Source organism: Bacillus sp. JNUCC-21 (assembly GCF_041222765.1).
GTDB lineage: Bacteria > Bacillota > Bacilli > Bacillales > Bacillaceae > Bacillus > Bacillus velezensis.
This window is the reverse complement of the sequence record NZ_CP166019.1, coordinates 3449662-3471193: the sequence shown is the minus strand read 5'-3', so window position 1 is coordinate 3471193 and position 21532 is coordinate 3449662. Positions and strand designations below refer to the sequence as shown.

Here is a 21532-nt window from a genome sequence, read left to right as displayed (position 1 = left end):
AAAAATAAGTTAAATCTTTAAGAGGTTAGCAATATTTCCGCCTAGTACTCGTTGTACGACTTCTTCACTTGAAGCATGGCGTTCAACTGCCAACTTATTTAGGAATGGATCACCATATGGAAAATCAGAACTAAATAAAGTTTTCTCTGGGAGTTCTTTTATAGCCAAAGATAATGCATAGGTTGTATAAAATGCAGAAATATCTAGGTAGGCGTTCTTTGTTTCTTTTGTTAATGCAATAACTTGCTGCCAATGAATCCCTCCCAAATGGCCATAGATTACAGGGACAGTGGGATATTTACGAGTTAAAGCGAACAATTCCTGAATATCATTTAAATTGAGTGGATGGAATGTATGCACCCAAATCGGAAAGGAATTATAATCACTAGCTGCCTGGAATACAGGCTCAAGCATTTTAATTTGGCCTGAACCAAGGGTGAATTCTCCAAGTCCCTTCATTTTATAATCTTTTACAATCTTCTCAACCCAATCATGCAGTTCTCCGGAGGAACTTAAAAGGGGAACTGATCCAAATCCAATAAAACGGTCAGGATATTTTGCGATAGCATCCCTCAATTCTTCTAAAGCTTTTGATCGTGCTTCTAGGGGATTTATTTCGTTATTTAAAATTTGATTCAGTACATCCATTTCCTGAATAAATTCATCGTAGCTTTCACTTTTTTCTGGATGAACAAGCGTAGAGAATAAAATAGTTTTATCTATCCCGCTTGAATCCATCATTTCAATGTGTTTTTCTACAGGTAGAACTACGTGGGCATGACTATCAATAATCATTTTTTACTCTCCTTCCAATAAATTGGATGACAGCTGATTTCGTCTTTTAGAAAATACTTCAGTAGCTATTGTTAAAATGGTATTTAATGCGACAGGAAAGCCTGCATAAATTAACATTTGCATCATAGCTTCCACAATTTCTTCTTCGGTCCATCCGACATTTAAAGCTCCGTTAATATAAAACTTTAATTGTTCTGTATTTCCTAAAGCAGTCAGACCAGCAACTGCTGCAAGAAGGCGGGATTTTAAATCTAATCCCGGTCTGGAAAAAATTTGACCATAATTAAATTCCACAGCCAAAGTTCCCAAGTCAGGTGCTGCTGAATCTTTAAAACTGTTCACGATGTTTAGGTAGTTGTCCGGATCTATTTTTGATAGAACTTCCAATCCCTTTTTGTAGTTTTCTGTATTTTCAGACATTAAATATGACTTCCTTTCTCGAATTCTCTATTTTTTACTGTTCTTTTTTTAGGTAAGCTAAATAAGGAACTAAAAGCAATACCTATCATGAGTATCCCAACTGTACATACTCCATACCAATGCCATTTGCTCCAAGCAAGTACACCTAGATATGATCCTAAAGATCCGCCTAAGAATGTAGATACCATGTATAAACCATTTAATCTGCTTCTCTTTTCAGGAGATAGTTGAAAGATAGCAGCTTGACAAGCAACTTGATTTGCTTGCGTGCCAACTGTTACTAATAGTGCGCCAAGAATTAATCCCGGTAACCAATATCCTAAGAATATTAAGGTCAGAAAAGCGATTAAAGAAATAAACATACATAAGGTATTAGCAAATTTTGATCCTTTTTTATCGATCACCCGGCCTATCATGGGAGTTGCAAAGGCTCCAGCTATTCCCACTAAACCTATTAAACCTGCCGCGGTGCTCCCATAAGAATACGGAGAAGTATTTAATAAAAAAATAAGAGTTGTCCAGAAGGCACTAAAGGAACCAAACATCATTCCTTGACTCAGGCAAGCTTTTTGCAACACTTTTTCTTTTTTAAATAACGGGCCTAAAGATGCAAGTAATGTTTTATACTGCATTGCATGATTTCCTTTGCTTTTTGGAAGATACATTGCCATTAAAATGATCATTATCATTGTGCCAGCAAAAGAAGCCCAATACATTGATCTCCATCCAAAATGGGAATCTGCAAAACCACTGATAAATCGAGCGCCTAAAATCCCACACACTAAGCCAATGGCAACATTCCCTAACACTTTTCCTCTGTTCTCTTCTGAAGCTAAATTAGCAGCAAGAGGAACAATAATTTGAGGGACTATGGTAACAAATCCAAGAATTAAGTTTGCTGCAATCAGCCACGTTACATTCATTGATAAAGCAGTTGCGGCTAAAATTATACATACAATAGATAATAAACTTAGGATCAATTTTCTCTGTTCAAAAATGTCACCTAATGGTACCAATAAAAGATTTCCCAATGCATATCCCACTTGAGTTAAAGTTGCTACAATTCCTATATAGTTTTCAGAAACGTGAAAAGTATTTGCCATACTGACTAAGAGCGTTTGATTTAAATAGACATTAGCTACTGTAAAACCACATGCTGCAGCCATGAGGAGAACTAATCCTTTTGGGAAAGGCTCAGCCCTATTTTTGAAAACCATAAAACTCACCTCCTTCATTTATTAGAATAGATGAAGGTTTATAATGGGAATAGGAGTGTGTTTATCCTATTATTAAAACTACTACTTATAAGGGGAGATGTTCATGTTAAGTGACAAAGAAAGAAGGAAAGAACTAGGGGATTTCTTAAAAACACGACGGGCGCGATTATCTCCTCAAGACTTTGGTTTACCTATTGGTCCGCGCAGAAAAACAGAAGGACTGCGCCGAGAAGAAGCAGCTCAGCTGGCAGGAATAGGAGTAACCTGGTATACATGGTTAGAGCAAGGGCGTGATATACAGGTATCTTCAGACGTATTGGAGGCTATTTCGCGTGTATTCAGGTTAAATGAAGAGGAAAAAGAGCATCTATTTTTATTAGCAAATCGGCCATTGCTATCTAAGGTGGGAAGACCTCTCGTTGAAAGTGTAAATAGCGTCCTGAAAAATGTATTGAGTCAATTAGAATACTGCCCTACATATGTAACCGACGAAAAATTGAACATAGTAAGCTGGAATAAAGCTGCTGCCGTGGTTTTTGGTGACTTTAATAAAATGAATGATCGAGATCGTAATGCAGTCTGGCGTTGTTTTACGTCTAAAGAATACCGAGACCTCTTTCTTAATTGGGAAGATCATGCGCAACGCTTGATTGCTCAATTTCGTTTAGCCTATACACGTTTTGTCGGTGATGAGTGGTTTAAAGATATCATTAAAGAACTTACCAATAAGAGCTCTGAGTTTCGTAATTGGTGGTCCAAACATGAAGTTCTAGGTACTCCTTGCGGCAAAAAAACACTGCTGCATCCTTTAGTTGGAGAAATGATTATGGATCATATTACTCTTCAAGTGTACGATGCCCCTGAACTAAAATTAACCATTTACCAACCCCGCCAAGAAGGTGAAACAGAACAGAAAATGAAGCGTTTGTTAAACTGGCAAGCAGACCTGCAATAAAAGAGTGTGATAAATTCGAACGTATGAATCGGAATTCGTTCGTCTCTAATATAAGAGCAGGAACATTTTGCATGGATAAATTCCACACAACTGTCTGAAATGAAACAGCCGATTTAGGCTTAACATGGTCAAAATCGGTCTTTTCTTTGTCGAAATTTGCTTAACGCGGGTTTTTTTCGATTTGCTGGAGGTACTTCTTGCAGCCTTTTCAAAAAAATATACTGATTTCGAGATATTATTGTTGCGAAAAGATTTTTTTGTAACTATAATTATTACAGAACTGATCAGTATAAAAAAACATTCATATTTCATAATAAATGTGTGTGTAATCTGAAAACGAAAGGGCTGTTTACAATGGCAAAAGTACTTTATATCACTGCTCATCCTCATGATGAAAAGACATCTTACAGCATGGCGACAGGAAAAGCGTTTATCGATTCTTATAAAGAATCAAACCCGAATGATGAGGTTGTACATATCGACCTTTACAAAGAGAACATTCCTCATATCGACGCGGATGTATTCAGCGGCTGGGGAAAACTTCAATCCGGCACAGGTTTTGAAGAGCTTTCTGAAAACGAAAAAGCGAAAGTCAGCCGTCTGAACGAGCTGAGCGATCAATTCGCGGCAGCTGACAAATACGTATTCGTCACACCGCTTTGGAACTTCTCATTCCCGCCTGTTATGAAAGCGTACCTTGATTCTGTGGCTGTAGCCGGAAAATCATTCAAATATACAGAGCAAGGCCCGATCGGTCTGTTGACAGACAAAAAAGCGCTCCACATTCAGGCGCGCGGAGGCTATTACTCTGAAGGACCGGCGGCTGACATGGAAATGGGCCACCGTTACATCGGCATCATGATGAACTTCTTCGGCGTTCCTTCTTTCGACGGATTAATCGTTGAAGGCCATAATGCTGAACCGAATAAAGCACAGCAAATTAAAGAAGATGCGATTGACCGCGCGAAAGAAGCCGGAAAATCATTCTGATCTTAAAAAAACCTCCCCGCCGTACGGGACTGACCCCATAAGATGAGACAAATAAAAACACCTTCAAGTTTGAATACGGATGATTGTTATCCGAAATTAGACTTGGAGGTGTTTTTTCTATGGGGACAAGAGTGAGTTATCCGGTTGAAGTGAAACAGAAGGCTGTAGAAATGAGATTGGCAGGCGTACCTATGAAAGAGATCCTGCAGGAATTGAATATAAAGAATAAGACGCAGGTGCAGACATGGGTCAGGTGGTATAAAGCTGGGGACACACATCGATTCGAACAACCTGTCGGAAAGCAATATTCTTATGGAAAAGGTCCGGAGTATTCTTCCGATTTAGAGAAACTGCAGGCAGAGATTCGTTACCTGAGACAACAGAATGAAGTTTTAAAAAAGTACAACGAATTGGAAAGGAAGTTGATAGCGAAACGTCAGTCGAACTTGTAGAAATATTGCACAGCACAATGACCGTACAGGATATCTGTATTCATTTAGGTATCTCTCGAGCGTCTTATTATCGTTGGAAGAAGAATGTGATGAAGGATCATCCCAAGCGCCATTTGGAAAAACAAATCGGCACGTTGTGCCGAGAGCACAAGTATCGATATGGATATCGAAAAATCACAGCCATACTAAAAAAGAGAATGTGTATTAACCATAAAACGGTTCAACGTATTATGCAGAAAAATCAATGGCAGTGCCGGGTTAAGGTGAAAAAGCGCAAGAAGGATGGGCAGCCATATGCCGTGGTCGATAATATATTGGATCGGAACTTTCAGTCTGATCGTCCTCTTGAAAAACTAGTAACGGACATCACATATTTGCCTTATGGACAGAAACAATTGTACCTTTCCAGTATATTAGATTTATACAATGGAGAAGTGATTGCTTTTACTATTGGGGATAAGCAGGACACAGCCTTTGTCTTAGACACACTTGATCAGCTGCCCGTACTGCCAGAGAACTGCGTGTTACATAGTGACCAAGGTTCTGTTTATACATCTTATGAGTATCAGAAAGCTGTTAAAACAAAAGGCATTACCATGAGCATGTCCCGTAAAGGGACACCCGCTGATAATGCCTCCATCGAATCGTTTCATTCCTCACTAAAGTCTGAAACGTTCTACCTCGACAGGTTGGAAAGCACTACGACGACCATCGTAGAGCAAACTGTCGAAACCTATATATACTATTATAACAACATTCGTATTCAAACGAAACTAAACAACCAGCCGCCGGTCACATACCGACAGCTGGCTGCTTAAAGGTGTTTTGATCCCTGTCTCAAAAACGGGGGTCAGTCCCGTACGGCTGGGAGGTTTTTCATATTAAAGGGCAATCGTCCGTTTTTGTTCGCTGCTTTTCATCGCCGCTTCAATGACACGGATGACATCGATGCCTTCTTTTGCCGTAACGGGAAGCGGTTTTCCGTTTAAGATGCTGTCTGCCAGCAGTTTGTAGTACGTAAGGTAAGAGCCGTTCTCAGAGGGGATTGTTTCTGTATGCCGTTTTTCATCCGCTGCGATTGTCAGCTCTCCGAAGTTGTCAGGATCATCGGCGCCCCAGCTGTCGTCAATCGGCTTTTTGCCCGCTGAAAGCGCATCTTCCTGTCCATCCATTCCGTATTTGATAAAGCTTGCATTCCGTCCGTGAATCTGATAGCGCGGGCCGCTTGCCGCATTCATGGAGCCGGATTGAAGAATGACCTGAAGCTTGCCGTAATGGAGCGCGGCCAGAAAATTATCAACGGTTTCACTGTTGTCCCGCTGTTTCATCACATGTGCGGTGACGGATTCCGGCATTCCGAAAAGCAGAAGTGTCTGGTCAATAATATGTGAACCGAGATCATACAGCGTTCCCGTGGCGGGTCCGTTCTTTTCGCGCCATTTTTCCTGTACAACCGGGTTGTATAGATCATAGCTGACTTGATATGTATGAATGTCTTGAAGCGCCCCGTCCCGAATCAGCTTTTGTATTGTTAAAAAGTCATTGTCCCAGCGCCGGTTGTGATACACGCTCAGCAAGACGCCTTTATTTTCAGCCGTTCTTCTCAGCTCCTCCGCTTCTGCTGAAGTCGCCGTCATCGGTTTTTCCACGACGGTGTGTTTTCCCGCCAGGAGACATTTCATCGCTGATTCATAATGCATTCCGCTCGGTGTCGTGACGATGACGAGATCAATGTCAGGATCACCGATAATGTCTTCAATCGCGCGCACGGCTTCAACTCCCGGCAGATCACGTTTGACCTCATCCGTTCTGGACGTCATGACTTTTTTGATCTGATAATCATCAAGGACGTCCAAAAGCGGCGCATGAAAAACTTTACCCGACAAACCATATCCCAATATGCCGACTTGTATCGTTTTCAATGAGTTTCCCCCTCTTGATAAGTGATAACATTATATACCCCGCGGGTGTACTGGTAAAACTTGTGTGTTGAAAATTTTTTACACCGGATTTTCAAGTCTGTATAATGAAGATAACGAAGAAAAAAACCGAGGTGGAAAATGGACAAACATACCGAGCATCAATCGTTAAATCATAAAAGCGCCAAAGAAAAAGACCAGATCCTGAACCGGCTTAAACGGATTGAAGGCCAAGTCAGGGGCATTCAGAATATGGTGGATAACGAACGATACTGCGTGGATATTCTCGTGCAGATTTCAGCCGTACAGGCGGCCATGCAGAAAGTCGCGTTTCATCTGCTGGAAGATCACGCCCATCACTGCGTAGCCGGCGCCATTGAGAGCGGAAACGGGGAGCAGGCGATTGCCGAGCTGCTTGATGTTGTGAAAAAAATCGCAAAATCGTAAAATAAAATGTTTTGAAATACCCTACAGGGGTATGGTAACATGAAGAAGAAAAAACAAGACGTGGAGGGAATTATCATGGAACAAAAAACACTGCAAGTCGAAGGCATGTCATGTCAGCACTGCGTCAAAGCAGTAGAGACCGGAGTAGGAGAACTGAACGGAGTGACGGCGGTTCAGGTGAAATTGGAAGCCGGACAGGTGGATGTGACGTTTGATGAGAACAAAGTCTCCGTATCAGATATAAAAGACGCGATTGAAGATCAAGGGTATGACGTCGTATAGGATTTATCGCGCTGCGGAAACGGGCGCGGTTTTCTTTTATGAAAATGATACCCCCTGGGGGTTTGTGAGAAGAGGTGAGGGCATTGAGTGAACCGAAAGAGATGACCATTCAAGTGGGAGGCATGACATGCGCCGCCTGCGCTTCAAGAATTGAAAAAGGGCTGAAACGGATGGACGGCGTCAATGACGCTTCCGTCAATCTTGCGCTTGAGACCTCAAATATTTCCTATCAGCCTGACAAAATCGAAGCTGGCGCCATAAAGGATAAAATTGAAAAACTCGGCTACCATGTTGTGACGGAAAAAGCCGAGTTTCAGATTGAAGGCATGACGTGCGCCGCTTGCGCCAATCGGATTGAAAAGCGCCTGAACAAAACAGAGGGCGTTGTGGGCGCGCCGGTGAATTTCGCTTTGGAAACGGTCTCCGTTGAATACAACCCCAAAGAGGTGACACCGAAAGAACTGAAAGAGACCGTGGCAAAACTCGGCTACCGATTAGAAGAAAAGGAAGCGGACGGCCAAGACGGCAGATTATCCCAAAAGGAGAAAGAGCAGCGAAAGCAGCTGATCAGGCTGATATTTTCTGCCGTTCTCTCCTTTCCGCTTCTCTGGTCGATGGTCAGCCATTTTTCTTTTACTTCTTTTATCTGGATGCCGGATATCCTGATGAATCCGTGGCTGCAATTCGCGCTTGCCACCCCGGTGCAGCTCGTCATCGGCTGGCCTTTTTATATGGGAGCGTACAAGACGATGAGAAACAAAAGCGCCAATATGGATGTTCTCGTTGCGCTCGGAACGACGGCCGCTTACGCATACAGCCTGTACATGACGATTGCGTCTCTCGGACGAGACGGACATGTAGAGGGGCTTTATTATGAAACGAGCGCCATTTTGCTGACTTTGATTTTGCTTGGAAAGCTTTTAGAGATGAAAGCGAAAGGCCGCTCATCAGAAGCGATTAAAAAGTTAATGAAGCTTCAGGCGAAGACGGCGGCGGTTGAGCGGGAAGGGAAGGTACAGGTGATTCCGATTGACGAGGTCCGGACGGGGGATATCGTATATGTGAAACCGGGAGAACGTGTTCCTGTCGATGGCGAAGTGATTGAAGGCCATTCCGCAATTGATGAATCGATGATTACGGGGGAGAGCATGCCTGTCGATAAGTCTCCCGGAAGCACCGTCACCGGGGCGACGATCAATGCAAACGGCTTTCTCAAAATCAGAGCGGTGAATGTCGGGAAAGATACCGCGCTTGCACACATTATTAAAATCGTGGAAGAAGCCCAAGGATCAAAAGCCCCCATTCAGCGGCTCGCGGATCACATTTCAGGCATTTTCGTCCCGATTGTGCTGGGGCTGGCCATGCTGACTTTTCTCATTTGGTATGTATGGGCCGCGCCGGGACAGTTTTCTGAAGCGATCGGCAAATTCATCGCCGTGCTTGTCATTGCCTGTCCGTGCGCACTCGGGCTTGCCACTCCGACGAGCATTATGGCGGGCTCCGGCCGCGCAGCTGAATTCGGCATTCTTTTTAAAGGCGGAGAGCATTTAGAAAAAACACAGCGTCTGACGACCATCGTACTGGATAAAACAGGAACGGTGACAAACGGCAGACCGGTTCTGACAGACGCCGTACCGGCAGCGGGAATGAACGAAGAGGAACTCCTGCGGCTGGCGGCGGCCGCCGAAACGGGATCAGAGCACCCGCTTGGAGAAGCCATCGTGTCAGGAGCCGAAAAACGGGGGATTGCCATCCCGAAAATCACCCGGTTCCAAGCCCGGATCGGTTCCGGAATATACGCCGAGGCTGACGGCAGAACGATTCTAGCCGGATCAAGACGGCTGATGGAATCGGAACACATCGAACATGAGGCGCTGCTTCCTCACATGGCCCGCTTGGAGGCGGAAGGAAAAACGGTGATGCTTATTGCGGCAGACGGCAAAGCGGCGGGGCTTATCGCAGTCGCCGATACAATCAAAGACACATCTCCGGCCGCGGTGAAACGCCTGAATGATATGGGGCTTGACGTCATCATGATGACCGGTGACAACAAAAAGACCGCGGAAGCCATTGCAAAAGCCGCGGGCATCGGCAGCGTGATCGCCGAAGTGCTTCCCGAACAAAAGGCGGCGGAAATTTCCCGGCTGCAAAAAGAAGGCCGGCGCGTGGCGATGGTCGGTGACGGCATCAATGATGCTCCGGCGCTGGCTGTGGCTGATATCGGAATGGCCATCGGCACCGGCACAGATATCGCAATGGAAGCGGCGGATATTACGCTGATCCGCGGTGACCTGAACGGCATTGCCGACGCCATCGGCATGAGCAGGCTGACCATGAGAAACATCAAGCAGAATTTAGGCTGGGCATTGGGATACAACAGCATCGGCATTCCGATTGCGGCGGCCGGCTTTCTGGCCCCGTGGGTGGCAGGCGCTGCCATGGCGTTCAGCTCAGTATCGGTCGTCCTTAATGCTTTGCGTTTACAGAAGGTGAAACAAGACAAAATGGGCTGATGCCTGTTTTGTCTTTTTTATTGACACTTTATTCAAAGCCTGCATATAATAGAGAAAACACATATATGAGTATATGTTCATATATATATAAATTCGTTTAGCTGTATTGATGTTATGGGAATCCTATTACGGAAAGTAGGGTGAGTCGAAAATGAAAGCAGCCAAAGGTGAATTTGTATTAGACGGACTTGATTGCAGCAACTGTGCAAAAAAAATAGAAAACGGCGTAAAAGCCATTGACGGCATAGACGGCTGTGCTGTCAATTTTGCGGCAAGCACCATCACGGTCTCAGCCGGCGGCAAAAACGAGCAATGGATGAAAGACGAAGTCGCGAAAAAAGTAAAGTCCATTGATCCTCATGTGACCGTTCGTTCGAAGCATGAAGACAAACCCGGCGAGGATGAATACCGCAAAAAGCTGCAGCTGATGTTAGTGAGATTGGCAGCGGGAGCCGTTTTAGCCGTCATCGCTTACTTCGCGCACACGGGCGCCGTCCTTGAGTTTCTGCTCTTTTTTGCATCATATTTGATTATCGGCGGCGATATCGTAGCCAGAGCGGGAAAAAACATTGTCCGCGGCCAGGTATTTGATGAGCATTTTCTGATGGCGCTTGCCACGATCGGCGCATTTATGATTCATCAGTATCCGGAAGGCGTCGCGGTCATGCTGTTCTACCAAATCGGTGAACTGTTTCAGGGAGCGGCCGTCAGCCGATCCAGAAAATCGATCAGCGCGTTATTGGACATCCGTCCTGAGTACGCCAATGTGAAAACGGAAAACGGCATGACTGCCGTTCCGCCGCAGGACGTCAAAGTCGGACAGGTCATCGTCGTGAATCCCGGAGAACGGATTCCGTTGGACGGAAAGGTGCTGAGCGGTTCTTCGATGGTTGATACATCCGCTTTAACGGGCGAATCCGTGCCGAGAAAAGCGGAGCCGGGGCAAGATGTGATGGCCGGATTTATGAATCAGAACGGCGTGCTTCATATTGAAACCTCTAAAGGATATGAAGACTCTGCCGTGTCAAAAATATTGGATCTGGTCGAAAATGCGGCCGGACGCAAAGCGAAAACGGAAAACTTTATTACGAAGTTTGCCAAGTATTATACACCGGCCGTTGTCATTGTTGCGGTGCTTCTCGCCTTTTTACCGCCGCTTCTCGTGCCTTCAGCCGCGCTATCCGACTGGGTGTACCGCGCGCTGATTTTCCTTGTGATTTCTTGTCCGTGCGCACTCGTCGTCTCCATTCCGCTCGGGTTTTTCGGCGGTATCGGAGCTGCGTCTAAAGCAGGGGTGCTCGTGAAAGGCAGCAACTATTTAGAAGCGCTCAATCAGGTGGCATACGCCGTGTTTGATAAAACGGGAACCTTAACGAAAGGCAATTTCGCCGTTACTGATATCAGACCGGCGGCGGGGTTTACGAAAGACAGCCTGCTTCATGCGGCCGCGCTTGCAGAAGCCCATTCTAATCATCCGATTGCTTCTTCCATCCGTGAAGCTTACAATCAACCGCTCGCGGCAGACGAGATTGAAGAATATGAAGAAATACCCGGACACGGCATTCGGGTGAAAACCGGCGGATCAACGATTTTAGCCGGAAATCAAAAACTGATGGCAAAAGAACAAATCGCTTCCGGCACAGCTGAAAACAACGGAACCGTCGTCTATGTCGCCGTTGATCAGCAGTATGCGGGGGCGATCGTGATCGCCGATGAAATCAAAGAGGACGCCAAACAGGCCATTGCCAATTTAAAAGCGCTCGGCGTGAAGCGGACAGTGATGCTGACGGGTGATTCAAAGCAGACCGGAGAAGCTGTCGGCCGAGAGCTCGGTATTGATGATGTGTACACAGAGCTTTTGCCGGGTGACAAGGTAGACCGCGTCGAAGAACTTGAAGCGGCGCTTTCACCGAATGAAAAACTGATGTTTGTCGGCGATGGGATTAATGATACGCCTGTGCTTGCCAGAGCTGACATCGGGGCTGCCATGGGGGCTCTCGGCTCTGATGCCGCCGTCGAAGCGGCCGATGTCGTCCTGATGACAGACCAGCCGTCAAAAGCAGCCGAAGCCATCCGGATTGCACGCCGCACACGCCGGATCGTCTGGCAGAACATCGGATTTGCTTTAGGCGTAAAAATGATTTTTCTCCTGCTTGGCGCATTCGGATTCGCCACCATGTGGGAAGCGGTCTTTTCAGATGTCGGCGTCACGCTGATCGCTGTTGCCAACGCGATGCGCGTCATGAGAGTGAAAGCGGAATAATTGTCAAAGATAATTCGTTTTTCAGGGTTTTCTTAAACAAGGTTGTCTTGGTAAAATAGAGAAGCGGGCCATCCGGCATCCGCTTCTTTTTTATTTTAAAAACAATGAGGTGTCTGAGTGAAAAAGAAACAATCGTCTGCGAAATTTGCGGTGATACTGACGTTAATCGTTGTCGTTTTATTTGCGGCCATCGTAATTATTAACAACCAAACGGAAAAAGCGGGCGAAACAGTCGCCGAACAGCCTTCCATTAAAGGACAGCCCGTGCTCGGCAAAGACAGCGCGCCTGTTACGGTAGTTGAATTCGGAGATTACAAGTGTCCGTCATGCAAAGTATTTAACAGCGATATCTTTCCGAAAATCAAAAAAGATTTTATCGATAAAGGCGACGTGAAATTTTCATTTGTGAACGTCATGTACCACGGAAGCGGCTCGCGTCTGGCGGCTCTTGCTTCAGAAGAAGTGTGGAAAGAAGACCCGGCATCATTCTGGGCATTCCATGAAAGGCTGTTTGAACAGCAGCCGTCAAGCGAACAGGAATGGGTCACGCCTGCATTGCTTGAAAAAACGGTCAAAAGCACCGCGAAAAAGGTTGATCCTGACAAGCTGAAGGAGAACCTTGATAAAGAGACATTTGCAAAAGAGCTGAAAGCTGACACTGACCTGAATGATAAATTAAACATAACGGCGACACCGACGATTTACGTAAATGACAAAGTGATTAAAAAATTCTCTGATTATGAGGAGATTTCAAAAACGATTAAGAAAGAGCTGAAAAATGAAAAATAGAATCGTATTTTTATATGCTTCTTGGGTGATAGCTCTTGCTGCCATGCTCGGCAGCCTATATTTCAGCGAGATCAGAAAATTCATACCGTGCGAGCTGTGCTGGTATCAAAGAATTCTCATGTACCCGCTTGTCCTGATTTTAGGAATCGCCACCTTCCAGGGTGACACGCGCGTAAAAAAATACGTGCTGCCGATGGCCGTCATCGGCGCGTTTATATCGATCATGCATTACCTTGAGCAGAAGGTGCCCGGTTTCAGCGGCATCAAGCCGTGTGTCTACGGCGTGCCTTGTTCATCTGAATATATTAACTGGTTCGGTTTCATTACCATTCCTTTCCTGGCATTGACGGCATTTATTCTCATTATTATCTGTATGTGTTTTGTCAAAACGGAACGCACGGCAAAATAAAGAGCCTGCTCCATGGGAGCGGCTCTTTTTCTATTATTTGTACCAAGCTTTGTTTGTCTCAATCTGTCTGTTATGGGAGCTGTCCCAAATATCCACGGAATAGGCATAATCATAATTCATGACGCAGCGAATGCCGCTGCCTTGGGCGTCATGCTGAAGTCCGAAGTTATGGGAAAACTCGTGCTGTGCCGCTTTCGCCGTGTTGGCCGTTCCTTGATCAAGGTTCACGCTGAAAGCCGGGCCGCTCGGTTTGCCGTTATATACATACGCGATCCCGCCGGCGTCAAAACTTGATTTTGCGGTAAAACCGACGACAAAATGATAATTTTGATTTCTGAAGCTGCCTTGGAGATTCGATAAAATCTGAGAACTGTTTGAGCCGGAGGAATTCCAAGCCTGCACAGCCTGTACGACGAAATCAATGTTGTGATCACGGTTAAAAGCAACATCCGCCTGCTCCACGATCTGGACGATTCGCGTTTGCCAGTCGCTGTATTTGGCGCGGTATTCAGCGTCCGCCACCGCCAGCACTCTGACCTTCTGGCTGCCCGTGCTGGCTTTAGTTGAGGCTTTATCCTGACTGACATTGGCATTGAATCGTTTCGTGCCGACCTGCTTGCCGTTTTCATCCAGAATTTTTGTGTCAACCGTCTGTTCGACTTGGACCGGGCCCTTCAGATCTTTAAAATGATCGGCTTTCGGAAGCGGGTCCGTATACACCGTTTTCGCCGGCTCCGCATGAGTGTGCGAATGCGTATGGCTTTCGGCTGACGGCAGGCCGGGAATTAATCCGGCGGCCAATAAAACAGGAAAAACAAGTGAACTGATTTTCATCTCATAACCCCCTTTTTGTTAGAGAAAGTATTCAATGAAACTTCCAATAAACCTCCCAAAATAGTATAAAATAGGTAAATGTTCTTGCTCCCAGCCGTTGCGAGTGAGGTTGTCCCGGGTTAGGAATCAGAATCTTTCAAAAATAAGGTTGATTTTAAGAGAAAGCGATTATAAAATCTAATGGTCGTCAGAAAATTTAACAAATAAAAAGGAGCATATGGAATGGCCTGGGAGCTGCTTAGTGTAATCGGCATCATTGCGTTTGCGGTCAGCGGAGCGATTGTTGCGATGGAAGAGGAGTATGATATTTTAGGCGTGTATATCTTGGGGATTGTAACGGCGTTCGGCGGAGGAGCGATCCGAAATCTGCTGATCGGTGTTCCGGTCTCCGCCTTGTGGGAGCAAGGCGCGTTTTTTCAAATCGCTCTCGCATCAGTTACGATTGTCTTTTTGTTTCCGAAGCTGCTGTTAAGGCATTGGAGTAAATGGGGCAACCTATCCGATGCCATCGGGCTTTCGGCGTTTGCCATCCAAGGCGCTTTATATGCCGTGAAAATGGGCCATCCGCTCAGTGCGGTGATTGCGGCAGCGGTCCTGACCGGAAGCGGGGGCGGCATCATACGGGATTTGCTCGCGGGCAGGAAGCCGCTTGTGCTCAAGGCGGAAATTTACGCGGTCTGGGCCGCGCTCGGAGGGTTAATCGTGGGCCTCGGCTGGGCCGGGGATGCCGCCGGTTTGTATGTGCTGTTTCTTGTGCTTGTGGCATGCCGCATCTGCAGTTATGTGTTCAGGTGGCGCCTGCCGAATCGTTCCTATCATATAGATCAGTAAAAAACCGATTTCACAAACGAAATCGGTTTTTTTGCATAACGGCTTCTGATAAAAAAAGACGCCCGATATGATAAGAAAAAGGGTATTTGACCATAATGCTGAATAATATGTTGCATATATGTTTGTATGATGAAAGCCGGATTTGTCAGCTTGATGTCGGAGGTGCCGCTGATGGCAAAACGTGATAAAGAGTGGAAAGAAGAGCAGGAAAGAATCAATTTTGTCATGAAGGAACTGGAACAGAAACAAACTCATCTTGAAGCCTCATCGGGCGGATTGAAGCAGGATATTGTCGGGCTGAGAAAAACGTTTTGGGATGATGTCACCGTGAATATGGATGACGCCCATGAAGCGGCTGAGACATTTTCAAGCATTAAACAGCAGGCAGAAATGCTTTCAGAACGTGAACGGACGCATCGGCTTCAATACCGGCAGCTTCAAAAAATCCAAAAGCTGAAAACCTCTCCTTACTTCGGCCGTGTCGATTTTACGGAAAAAGGGGAGTCCTCTTCCGAGCGGATTTATATCGGGCTGACTTCTTTGATGGATGAAAACAACGAGCAATTTCTCATTTATGATTGGCGCGCGCCCATCTCATCTCTTTACTATCGATATTCCCCGGGAAAAGCCCGCTATGAAGTTCCCGAAGAAACGATAGAAGGAGACATCACACTGAAGCGGCAGTTTATCATTAAAAACGGGACGCTTAAAGCGATGTTTAACACGGATATGACGATTGGTGACGAAATGCTGCAAGAGGTGCTGAGCGGCCATTCCGGACAGCATATGAAAAACATCGTGTCAACCATCCAAAAAGAACAGAACGAAATCATCCGGGATGAAAAAAGCAAATATCTCATCGTTCAGGGAGCCGCCGGAAGCGGGAAAACATCCGCGGCGCTTCAGCGGGCCGCTTACTTGCTGTACCGCGGTCGCGGGGTGCTTGATGCCCGTCAGATTGTATTGTTTTCCCCGAACATTTTGTTCAACAGTTATGTTTCCGCCGTATTGCCGGAATTGGGAGAAGAGAATATGGAGCAGGCCACCTTTCAGGAATATATCATCCGCCGGCTCGGACGAAAGTTTGATTGTGAAAGCCCGTACGAGCAGCTTGAATATTGCCTGACTGAACAAAATCAGGACGCACTTTCCGTAAGGCTCGCAGCCATTGCTTACAAAGCGTCATCAGCTTTCCAGGCCATGATTGACCGCTATGCCGGCTCGCTTTCTGGCTCGGGCCTGATGTGTAAACAGATCAGCTTCCGGGGAGACATCCTGATTTCAAAAGAGCGGATTGAAGCCTATTTTTATTCGCTTGATCAGCAGCTGCCGATTCCGAACAGAGCGGAGCTGACAGCGGAATGGCTTCTCGCGGAAATCAGCGCTCTCGAAAAAAAGGAGCGTAAAAAGGAATGGGTCTTGCAGGAGAGCGAGCTGCTTGATAAGGAAGACTATGCTGAGGTTTATCAAACACTCAAGAAGCAGGCGGCAGATGATGAACCTGCATTTGACGACCATCAGCGCGAACAGCGGCTGCTTGGCGCCATTATTGTCGGCAAAGCCTTTAAACCGATTAAGCAGGCCGTCAGACGGCTCGGTTTTCTCGATATAAAACGGATGTATCTCCGGCTGTTTTCAGACTGGGGAGCTGATGAAAAGCCCGATCATTGGGAGAGCATCGGCGCTTTGACCAGAAACGCATTTGCAGAACGGTCACTTCCGTATGAAGATGCCGCTCCGTATCTGTATTTGCAGGATCTGTTAGAAGGAAAAAGAAAAAACACACAAATGAAGCACGTCTTCATTGATGAAGCGCAGGATTATTCCCCATTTCAGCTGACGTATATACAAAGCATCTTCCCGGCGGCAAAGATGACGGTGCTCGGTGATGTCAGCCAGTCGATTTATGCCCACACCATTACGGGCCCTTCTTCCCTCGCCGGCTGCTTTCGCAATGGTGCAGAAAAGTATGTCAGCCTGAAGCGGACTTACAGATCGACGCGGCAGATTGTTGAATTTACGAAAGCGCTGCTGGCTGACGGCGATGACATTGAGCCTTTTAACCGGAACGGGGAAAAACCGCGTGTTTTGCGGACGGATACAGAAAATGCGCGGCAGGAACAATTGGCGGATACAATCCGGGAGCTCAGACAAAAAGGCTGGGAGACGGTCGCCGTCATCTGCAAAACGGCCGCGGAAGCCAAAAAAGTGTTTCAGGCGGTCAGCGCCGAGAGCGGTGTCCGCTTGATCAATAAAGAAAACCAGCCTTTTCAAAAAGGGGTATGCGTCATTCCCGTTTATTTGGCAAAAGGCATTGAGTTTGACGCCGTCATTGCTGCTGACGCCTCTGCTGTCCAGTACAAAAGCGAACATGACCGTAAGCTGTTATATACGGCCTGTACACGGGCGATGCATCATCTGACCGTATTGTCTCCGGGAGAACCCTCTCCTTTTATTAAAGAAGTGCCCGCCGGCTTATTCGTGTAAGCCCTTTGCCAAGTGCAAAGGGCTTTTTATCATTAGTAATCTTAATCATTGTCATCATGATTATATATTTTACTTACATACAAACTTTCGGTAAAGTTTCAATTAGAATATTATTTTGACAATTCCTATAGAAATAACGTACGTTACGTTTAATTCCTTGTGAGGTGGATATCGTTGCAACTTCAGGTCATGAACAGTCCGTTTAATCAGGAGCAGGCAGAGCTCCTTAACCGCCTTCTGCCGACCTTGACAGAATCACAGAAAATCTGGCTGAGCGGTTATTTGGCTGCGGCCCGGTCCGAATCCGGTGAAACAGCCGCACCCGCTGCTCCGGTTCCTGCAGAAAGCCCGGCAGTCTCAAGAGAAGTGACCGTATTATACGGATCGCAAACGGGAAATGCGGAAGGTCTTGCGAAACAGACGGTAAAGACGCTTGAGGAACGGGGATTCCAGGTCACCGTCGCGTCAATGAACGATTTTAAGCCGAATAATCTGAAAAAAGTAAACAATTTACTGATCGTGGTGAGCACGCACGGAGAAGGCGATCCGCCGGATAACGCGCTGGCCTTTCATGAATTTCTTCACGGCAGACGCGCGCCGAAGCTTGAAGCGCTCCGTTACTCCGTTTTGGCGCTCGGGGACAGCTCGTATGAATTTTTCTGCCAGACCGGCAAAGAGTTTGACGAGCGTCTTCAAGAGCTCGGCGGCACCCAGCTTGCGCCGCGGGTTGATTGCGATCTTGATTATGATGAGCCGTTTTCTGAATGGCTTGACGCGGTCATCGGCGGTTTGAACGAAGGAGCGGGAAATCAAACAGCCGAAGCGCCTGCCGAGACGCCGGCTCTCGGTGAATCCGTTTATTCCAGAACGAACCCGTTTCGGGCGGAGGTTCTTGAGAACATCAATCTGAACGGACGCGGTTCGAATAAAGAAACACGCCATCTCGAGCTTTCGCTTGAAGGATCGGGCCTCGCGTATCAGCCCGGAGACAGCCTCGGCATCTATCCGGAAAATGATCCGGCGCTCGTTGATGAGCTGATCAATGAGCTGAAATGGAACCCAAAACAGGAAGTGGCGGTGAATAAACAAGGAGAGCGCCTCCCGCTGAAAGATGCGCTTACTTCTCATTTTGAAATAACCGTCTTAACAAAACCGTTCCTGCAAAAGGCTGCACAGTTTACGGCTGACCAAAAGCTGAGTGAACTTCTGGCCGAAGGAAACGAAGAGCAGCTGAAAGCGTACATCAACGGCCGTGATCTGCTTGATCTCGCCCGGGATTTCGGGCCGTGGGAAGCGACAGCGGGAGACTTTATTTCCATCCTGCGTAAAATGCCGGCCCGGCTCTATTCGATCGCAAGCAGTTTAGAAGCGAATCCGGAAGAGGTGCATCTGACAATCGGAGCGGTCAGATATGACGCGCACGGCAGAGAACGAAAAGGCGTCTGCAGCATTCTGTGTGCGGAAAGACTCCAGCCGGGAGATACGCTTCCGATTTACATTCAGCACAACCAAAACTTCAAGCTGCCGGAAAACCCGGATACACCGATTATTATGGTCGGGCCGGGGACAGGCATCGCGCCGTTCCGTTCCTTTATGCAGGAACGTGAAGAAACCGGTGCTGAAGGGAAAACATGGCTGTTTTTCGGAGATCAGCACTTTGTCACTGATTTTCTGTACCAGACGGAATGGCAAAAATGGCTGCAAAACGGTGTGCTCACAAAAATGGACGTCGCTTTTTCCCGGGATTCGGAGGAAAAAGTATATGTGCAGCACCGCATGAAAGAACAAAGCAAAGAGCTTTATGAATGGCTGCAGCAGGGAGCCGCCGTATACATCTGCGGTGATGAACAGCATATGGCGCATGACGTGCACCAGGCGCTTCTCGATATCATTCAGGAAGAAGGCGGCATGAGCCGTGAAAAAGCGGAAAGCTTCCTGGCAGACATGCAGCAGAAAAAACGCTATCAGCGTGACGTATATTGATTTTGGTTTGAAAGGAGCTTATTCAGCATGGTGAACAACATTTTAAAAGCGCCGGAAGGCCCTCCAAGTGATGTTGAGGAAATTAAAGAAAAAAGTGATTATTTGCGCGGCACATTGAAAGAAGTCATGCTCGACCGGATTTCAGCCGGCATCCCGGACGATGACAACCGGCTGATGAAGCATCACGGAAGCTACTTGCAGGATGACCGCGATCTCCGTAATGAACGTCAAAAACAAAAGCTTGAACCGGCTTATCAGTTCATGCTGCGCGTCCGGATGCCAGGCGGCGTGTCAACTCCGGAACAATGGCTTGTCATGGATGAACTGGCGCAAAAATACGGAAACAATACATTGAAGCTGACAACGCGTGAAACGTTCCAAATGCACGGAATTTTAAAATGGAACATGAAAAAAACGATTCAGAAAATCAATGCGGCGCTGCTTGATACCATTGCGGCCTGCGGAGATGTCAACCGAAACGTCATGTGCGCTTCAAATCCGCACCAGTCTGAAATTCATGCGGAAGTATACGAATGGTCGAAGAAATTGAGCGATGACCTTCTTCCGCGCACGAGAGCCTATCATGAAATCTGGCTTGATGAGGAACGTGTGGCGGGCACTCCTGACACGGAAACGGAACCGATGTACGGGCCGCTGTACCTGCCGCGGAAATTCAAAATCGGAATCGCCGTGCCTCCGTCCAATGATATCGATGTCTTTTCTCAAGATCTCGGCTTCATTGCCATCGTGGAGGAAGGCAGTCTTATCGGATTCAACGTGGCAATCGGCGGCGGTATGGGAATGACGCACGGCGATACGGCCACTTATCCGCAGCTTTCAAAAGTCATCGGCTTCTGCAAACCGGAGCAGCTGTATGATGTAGCGGAAAAAACCATTACGATTCAGCGCGATTACGGAAACCGTTCCGTCAGAAAGAATGCCAGATTCAAGTACACTGTTGACCGTCTCGGGCTGGAAAACGTAAAAGCCGAGCTGGAAAACCGCCTCGGCTGGCAGCTGGATGAAGCGAAACCTTATCATTTTGACCATAACGGCGACCGTTACGGATGGGTGAAGGGTGTAAAAGGGAAATGGCACTTTACGATGTTTATCGAAGGCGGCCGCGTCACGGACTATGAGAATTATAAGCTGATGACGGGATTACGTGAAATCGCCAAAGTCCATACGGGAGATTTCCGTCTCACCTCTAATCAAAACCTGATTATCGGCAATGTCTCAAGCCAGAAAAAGAAACAAATCAGCGCATTAATCGAACAATACGGTCTGACAGACGGCCGGCAGCATTCCGCCCTCCGCCGCAGTTCAATGGCTTGCGTCGCGCTTCCGACATGCGGGCTCGCCATGGCCGAAGCCGAGCGCTATCTGCCGAAATTGATTGATAAGATTGAAGACATTGTTGACGAAAACGGGCTGCGGGATGAAGAAATCACCATCCGTATGACCGGGTGCCCGAATGGCTGCGCCCGCCATGCGCTCGGCGAAATCGGATTTATCGGAAAGGCGCCCGGAAAATATAATATGTATTTAGGAGCGGCGTTTGACGGCAGCCGTTTGAGCAAAATGTACCGGGAAAATATCGGTGAAGAGGAAATTCTGAATGAGCTTCGCACCATTCTCCCGCGCTACGCGAAAGAGCGTGAGGAAGGCGAACACTTCGGCGATTTCGTCATCCGCGCGGGCATCATTAAAGCGACGACAGACGGCATGAATTTTCACGAATAAGATGAGCACTTAAAACCAAGGATAGAGACACACTGACGGTGCGTTCTCTATCCTTTACTAAAAAGCATAAACGCTGCACCGCGTCATGAAACAGATGACGCACCTTGCGAAAAAGCCTGTTTTCAGAGAAAACAGGCTTTTTCTTTTTTCGGAAAAAATGTAGCTGAAGGCAAAAAAAGTTCCCCGTGAGCACGTTATGAGAA

18 protein-coding genes are annotated in these 21532 nt (G+C 46.9%); 13 read left to right on the top strand and 5 right to left on the bottom strand.

Features of this window, described 5'->3' with window-relative positions; all coding sequences use genetic code 11:
• Nucleotides 1-9: 9 nt before the first annotated feature.
• The 3 genes from JNUCC21_RS17625 to JNUCC21_RS17615 are packed head-to-tail and all read right to left on the bottom strand — an operon-like array spanning nucleotide 10 to nucleotide 2432.
• Nucleotides 10-795 (bottom strand): amidohydrolase family protein, encoded by a 786-nt coding sequence (locus JNUCC21_RS17625; protein ID WP_094031284.1) that lies wholly within the window; start codon nucleotides 793-795, stop codon nucleotides 10-12.
• Nucleotides 796-798: 3 nt separating this feature from the next.
• Nucleotides 799-1215: a carboxymuconolactone decarboxylase family protein gene (locus JNUCC21_RS17620; RefSeq protein WP_369878372.1), complete on the bottom strand. Its 417-nt coding sequence runs from the start codon at nucleotides 1213-1215 to the stop codon at nucleotides 799-801.
• Complete coding sequence (locus JNUCC21_RS17615) at nucleotides 1215-2432, bottom strand: MFS transporter (RefSeq protein WP_369878371.1); 1218 nt, start codon at nucleotides 2430-2432, stop codon at nucleotides 1215-1217. The genes JNUCC21_RS17620 and JNUCC21_RS17615 overlap by 1 nt, the downstream gene beginning before the upstream one ends.
• A 103-nt stretch (nucleotides 2433-2535) precedes the next feature.
• On the opposite strand from JNUCC21_RS17615, the gene JNUCC21_RS17610 reads away from it, so the two are divergent.
• The 3 genes from JNUCC21_RS17610 (at nucleotide 2536) to JNUCC21_RS17600 (ending at nucleotide 5647) form a co-directional block, all read left to right on the top strand.
• Nucleotides 2536-3387 carry a helix-turn-helix transcriptional regulator gene (locus JNUCC21_RS17610; protein ID WP_072589565.1) on the top strand — a complete coding sequence of 284 codons (852 nt, stop codon included), beginning with the start codon at nucleotides 2536-2538 and terminating at the stop codon, nucleotides 3385-3387.
• Nucleotides 3388-3741: 354 nt separating this feature from the next.
• Entirely contained in the window at nucleotides 3742-4377 is a 636-nt protein-coding gene (locus tag JNUCC21_RS17605; RefSeq protein ID WP_072589564.1) for an FMN-dependent NADH-azoreductase, read from the top strand.
• A 119-nt stretch (nucleotides 4378-4496) separates the two neighbouring features.
• Nucleotides 4497-5647, top strand: a protein-coding gene (locus JNUCC21_RS17600) for an IS3 family transposase (protein ID WP_369878370.1) whose coding sequence is annotated in 2 segments (ribosomal slippage) — nucleotides 4497-4770 and nucleotides 4770-5647 — 1152 coding nt in all. Because the reading frame shifts where the segments join, the coding sequence is not laid out codon by codon here.
• A gap of 63 nt (nucleotides 5648-5710) precedes the next feature.
• Here JNUCC21_RS17600 and JNUCC21_RS17595 read toward each other — a convergent pair.
• Nucleotides 5711-6751: an oxidoreductase gene (locus JNUCC21_RS17595; RefSeq protein WP_253600392.1), complete on the bottom strand. Its 1041-nt coding sequence runs from the start codon at nucleotides 6749-6751 to the stop codon at nucleotides 5711-5713.
• 138 nt (nucleotides 6752-6889) lie between these two features.
• Between JNUCC21_RS17595 and csoR the strand changes: the two genes are divergently transcribed.
• From csoR to JNUCC21_RS17565, 6 genes are all read left to right on the top strand, one after another.
• A complete protein-coding gene (gene csoR / locus JNUCC21_RS17590; RefSeq protein WP_003151723.1) occupies nucleotides 6890-7195 on the top strand; it encodes a copper-sensing transcriptional repressor CsoR in 306 nt (101 codons plus the stop codon).
• 75 nt (nucleotides 7196-7270) lie between these two features.
• Nucleotides 7271-7477 (top strand): copper chaperone CopZ, encoded by a 207-nt coding sequence (gene copZ / locus JNUCC21_RS17585; RefSeq protein ID WP_015240581.1) that lies wholly within the window; start codon nucleotides 7271-7273, stop codon nucleotides 7475-7477.
• Nucleotides 7478-7560: 83 nt separating this feature from the next.
• Nucleotides 7561-9990 carry a heavy metal translocating P-type ATPase gene (locus JNUCC21_RS17580; protein WP_369878369.1) on the top strand — a complete coding sequence of 810 codons (2430 nt, stop codon included), beginning with the start codon at nucleotides 7561-7563 and terminating at the stop codon, nucleotides 9988-9990.
• A gap of 151 nt (nucleotides 9991-10141) precedes the next feature.
• Nucleotides 10142-12253 (top strand): heavy metal translocating P-type ATPase, encoded by a 2112-nt coding sequence (locus JNUCC21_RS17575; protein WP_105322143.1) that lies wholly within the window; start codon nucleotides 10142-10144, stop codon nucleotides 12251-12253.
• A gap of 117 nt (nucleotides 12254-12370) precedes the next feature.
• A complete protein-coding gene (locus JNUCC21_RS17570) occupies nucleotides 12371-13042 on the top strand; it encodes a DsbA family protein (protein ID WP_369878368.1) in 672 nt (223 codons plus the stop codon).
• Nucleotides 13032-13451 (top strand): disulfide oxidoreductase, encoded by a 420-nt coding sequence (locus JNUCC21_RS17565; protein WP_007410015.1) that lies wholly within the window; start codon nucleotides 13032-13034, stop codon nucleotides 13449-13451. Before JNUCC21_RS17570 ends, JNUCC21_RS17565 begins: the two co-directional genes overlap by 11 nt.
• A 33-nt stretch (nucleotides 13452-13484) precedes the next feature.
• On the opposite strand, the gene JNUCC21_RS17560 is transcribed toward JNUCC21_RS17565, so the two are convergent.
• Entirely contained in the window at nucleotides 13485-14285 is an 801-nt protein-coding gene (locus tag JNUCC21_RS17560; RefSeq protein ID WP_015418210.1) for a zinc-dependent metalloprotease, read from the bottom strand.
• A 222-nt stretch (nucleotides 14286-14507) separates the two neighbouring features.
• Between JNUCC21_RS17560 and JNUCC21_RS17555 the strand changes: the two genes are divergently transcribed.
• The 4 genes from JNUCC21_RS17555 (at nucleotide 14508) to cysI (ending at nucleotide 21329) form a co-directional block, all read left to right on the top strand.
• Entirely contained in the window at nucleotides 14508-15116 is a 609-nt protein-coding gene (locus JNUCC21_RS17555) for a trimeric intracellular cation channel family protein (RefSeq protein ID WP_007410017.1), read from the top strand.
• A 171-nt stretch (nucleotides 15117-15287) separates the two neighbouring features.
• Entirely contained in the window at nucleotides 15288-17603 is a 2316-nt protein-coding gene (gene helD / locus JNUCC21_RS17550) for an RNA polymerase recycling motor HelD (RefSeq protein WP_256683634.1), read from the top strand.
• A gap of 174 nt (nucleotides 17604-17777) precedes the next feature.
• Nucleotides 17778-19586, top strand: a complete 1809-nt coding sequence (locus tag JNUCC21_RS17545) for an assimilatory sulfite reductase (NADPH) flavoprotein subunit (protein ID WP_369878367.1) — start codon at nucleotides 17778-17780, stop codon at nucleotides 19584-19586.
• 27 nt (nucleotides 19587-19613) lie between these two features.
• Nucleotides 19614-21329: an assimilatory sulfite reductase (NADPH) hemoprotein subunit gene (gene cysI / locus JNUCC21_RS17540; protein ID WP_095352662.1), complete on the top strand. Its 1716-nt coding sequence runs from the start codon at nucleotides 19614-19616 to the stop codon at nucleotides 21327-21329.
• Nucleotides 21330-21532 lie beyond the last annotated feature (203 nt).

Excerpts from the sequence above, each read along its gene's own strand:
- JNUCC21_RS17560 (WP_015418210.1), bottom strand. The coding sequence starts at position 14,285 with ATGAAAATCAGTTCACTTGTTTTTCCTGTTTTATTGGCCGCCGGATTA.
- JNUCC21_RS17575 (WP_105322143.1), top strand. The coding sequence starts at position 10,142 with ATGAAAGCAGCCAAAGGTGAATTTGTATTAGACGGACTTGATTGCAGC.
- copZ (WP_015240581.1), top strand. The coding sequence starts at position 7,271 with ATGGAACAAAAAACACTGCAAGTCGAAGGCATGTCATGTCAGCACTGC.
- JNUCC21_RS17565 (WP_007410015.1), top strand. The coding sequence starts at position 13,032 with ATGAAAAATAGAATCGTATTTTTATATGCTTCTTGGGTGATAGCTCTT.
- helD (WP_256683634.1), top strand. The coding sequence starts at position 15,288 with ATGGCAAAACGTGATAAAGAGTGGAAAGAAGAGCAGGAAAGAATCAAT.
- JNUCC21_RS17620 (WP_369878372.1), bottom strand. The coding sequence starts at position 1,215 with ATGTCTGAAAATACAGAAAACTACAAAAAGGGATTGGAAGTTCTATCA.
- JNUCC21_RS17610 (WP_072589565.1), top strand. The coding sequence starts at position 2,536 with ATGTTAAGTGACAAAGAAAGAAGGAAAGAACTAGGGGATTTCTTAAAA.
- cysI (WP_095352662.1), top strand. The coding sequence starts at position 19,614 with ATGGTGAACAACATTTTAAAAGCGCCGGAAGGCCCTCCAAGTGATGTT.
- JNUCC21_RS17555 (WP_007410017.1), top strand. The coding sequence starts at position 14,508 with ATGGCCTGGGAGCTGCTTAGTGTAATCGGCATCATTGCGTTTGCGGTC.
- JNUCC21_RS17605 (WP_072589564.1), top strand. The coding sequence starts at position 3,742 with ATGGCAAAAGTACTTTATATCACTGCTCATCCTCATGATGAAAAGACA.
- csoR (WP_003151723.1), top strand. The coding sequence starts at position 6,890 with ATGGACAAACATACCGAGCATCAATCGTTAAATCATAAAAGCGCCAAA.
- JNUCC21_RS17625 (WP_094031284.1), bottom strand. The coding sequence starts at position 795 with ATGATTATTGATAGTCATGCCCACGTAGTTCTACCTGTAGAAAAACAC.
- JNUCC21_RS17615 (WP_369878371.1), bottom strand. The coding sequence starts at position 2,432 with ATGGTTTTCAAAAATAGGGCTGAGCCTTTCCCAAAAGGATTAGTTCTC.